Here is a 2,921-nt window from a genome sequence, read left to right as displayed (position 1 = left end):
AAGGGCGCACGGTGAATGCCTTGGCACTAGGAGCCGATGAAGGACGTGATAAGCTGCGATAAGCTGCGGGTAGGCGCAAATAGCCTGTGATCCGCAGATTTCCGAATGGGGAAACCCATCTAGCTAACGCTAGATACTGTATATTGAATTCATAGGTATACAGAGGAACACTTGGGGAACTGAAACATCTAAGTACCCAAAGGAAGAGAAAGAAAAATCGATTCCCTCAGTAGCGGCGAGCGAAAGGGGAAGAGCCCAAACCAGAAACTTTGTTTCTGGGGTTGAGGATAGATCATAACGCTTTAATTTCTTTAGCCGAATAGAACTGGAAAGTTCAGCCGCAGAGGGTAAAAGCCCTGTAGGTGAAAAAGAGAGAAAAGTAGATCTACTCCAGAGTACCACGAGACACGTGAAACCTTGTGGGAAGCAGGGAGGACCATCTCCCAAGGCTAAATACTACCTAGTGACCGATAGTGAAGAAGTACCGTGAGGGAAAGGTGAAAAGAACCCCGGGAGGGGAGTGAAATAGAATCTGAAACCGTGTGCCTACAATCGGTCGGAGCACGTTAAAGTGTGACGGCGTACTTTTTGTAGAACGGGCCAGCGAGTTACCATATGTAGCAAGGTTAAGCACCTACGGTGCGGAGCCGAAGGGAAACCGAGTCTGAAAAGGGCAACTAGTTGCATATGGTAGACCCGAAACCGGGTGACCTATCCATGGCCAGGATGAAGCGGAAGTAAAATTCCGTGGAGGTCCGAACCACGTTGGTGTTGAAAAACCATGGGATGAGCTGTGGATAGCGGAGAAATTCCAATCGAACTCGGAGATAGCTGGTTCTCCTCGAAATAGCTTTAGGGCTAGCGTCGGGTAATAAGTAGTGGAGGTAGAGCACTGAATGGGCTAGGGGCTGACAACAGTTACTGAACCCTATCAAACTCCGAATGCCATATACTCGTACCCCGGCAGTCAGACTACGAATGATAAGATCCGTGGTCAAAAGGGAAACAGCCCAGACCATCAGCTAAGGTCCCAAAGTGTAAGTTAAGTGGGAAAGGATGTGGGATTTCTAAGACAACTAGGATGTTGGCTTAGAAGCAGCCACTCATTAAAAGAGTGCGTAATAGCTCACTAGTCGAGAGATCCTGCGCCGAAGATGTAACGGGGCTAAAACTTACCACCGAAGCTATGGATGTGTACTACGTACACGTGGTAGAGGAGCTTTCTGCATAGGTAGAAGCCATACCGTAAGGAGTGGTGGACAGTGCAGAAGTGAGAATGCTGGCATAAGTAGCGAAAAACAGGTGAGAATCCTGTTGGCCGAATATCTAAGGTTTCCTGGGGAAGGCTCGTCCTCCCAGGGTTAGTCGGGACCTAAGCCGAGGCCGAAAGGCGTAGGCGATGGACAACTGGTTGATATTCCAGTACCACCAAAATGCGTTTGACAAATGGGATGACGCAGGAGGATAGGATGTGCGCACTATTGGATGTGCGTCTAAGCACTTAGGGTGTTAAGCAGGCAAATCCGCTTAACTGAGCCTGAGGTGTGATGGGGAGCCTATTTTGGCGAAGTATCTGATTCCACGCTGCCAAGAAAAGTCTCTATGGAGCAAATTGGTGCCCGTACCGCAAACCGACACAGGTAGATGAGGAGAGAATCCTAAGGCCGTCGGAAGAATTGCTGCTAAGGAACTCGGCAAATTGACCCCGTAAGTTCGCGAGAAGGGGTGCCTGCGAGAGCAGGCCGCAGTGAACAGGCCCAAGCAACTGTTTATCAAAAACACAGGTCTCTGCTAAAGCGTAAGCTGATGTATAGGGGCTGACGCCTGCCCGGTGCTGGAAGGTTAAGGGGAATGCTTAGCGCAAGCGAAGGTGTGAACTTAAGCCCCAGTAAACGGCGGCCGTAACTATAACGGTCCTAAGGTAGCGAAATTCCTTGTCGGGTAAGTTCCGACCCGCACGAATGGCGTAATGATTTGGGCACTGTCTCGGCAGCAAATCCGGTGAAATTGAAGTGCAAGTGAAGATGCTTGCTACCCGCGGTTGGACGGAAAGACCCCGTAGAGCTTTACTGTAGCTTAGCATTGCATTTCGGTATTGTCTGTACAGGATAGGTGGGAGACTTAGAAGCGAGAGCGTCAGCTTTCGTGGAGTCGTCCTTGGGATACCACCCTGACAGTACTGGAATTCTAACTGGGGGCCATGAATCTGGTCACAGGACATTGCTAGGTGGGCAGTTTGACTGGGGCGGTCGCCTCCTAAAAGGTAACGGAGGCGCCCAAAGGTTCCCTCAGCGCGGTCGGAAATCGCGCGTAGAGTGTAAAGGCAGAAGGGAGCCTGACTGCGACACATACAGGTGGAGCAGGGACGAAAGTCGGGCTTAGTGATCCGGTGGTTCTGTATGGAAGGGCCATCGCTCAACGGATAAAAGCTACCTCGGGGATAACAGGCTGATCTCCCCCAAGAGTCCACATCGACGGGGAGGTTTGGCACCTCGATGTCGGCTCGTCGCATCCTGGGGCTGTAGTCGGTCCCAAGGGTTGGGCTGTTCGCCCATTAAAGCGGCACGCGAGCTGGGTTCAGAACGTCGTGAGACAGTTCGGTCCCTATCCGCCGTGGGCGTAGGAAATTTGAGAGGAGCTGTCCTTAGTACGAGAGGACCGGGATGGACTGACCTCTGGTGCACCAGTTGTTCCGCCAGGAGCACAGCTGGGTAGCTATGTCGGGAAGGGATAAACGCTGAAAGCATCTAAGCGTGAAGCCCACCTCAAGATTAGATTTCCCATAGCGTTAGCTAGTAAGACCCCTGAAAGACCATCAGGTTGATAGGTTAGAGGTGTAAGTGCAGTAATGTACTCAGCTGACTAATACTAATAGGTCGAGGACTTGATCAATATTAATTCACTGTGCAATTTTGAGAGAA

General features: G+C 50.9%; 1 rRNA gene. It reads left to right on the top strand.

Annotated elements, in window-relative coordinates:
- A 23S ribosomal RNA gene (locus tag CLHOM_RS00010) occupies nt 1-2,892 on the top strand; the annotation flags it as partial.
- Nucleotides 2,893-2,921: the final 29 nt, after the last annotated feature.

The sequence above is a fragment of the Clostridium homopropionicum DSM 5847 genome (genome assembly GCF_001263795.1).
GTDB lineage: Bacteria > Bacillota > Clostridia > Clostridiales > Clostridiaceae > Clostridium_H > Clostridium_H homopropionicum.
This window is presented reverse-complemented; position numbering and strand designations above follow the sequence as displayed.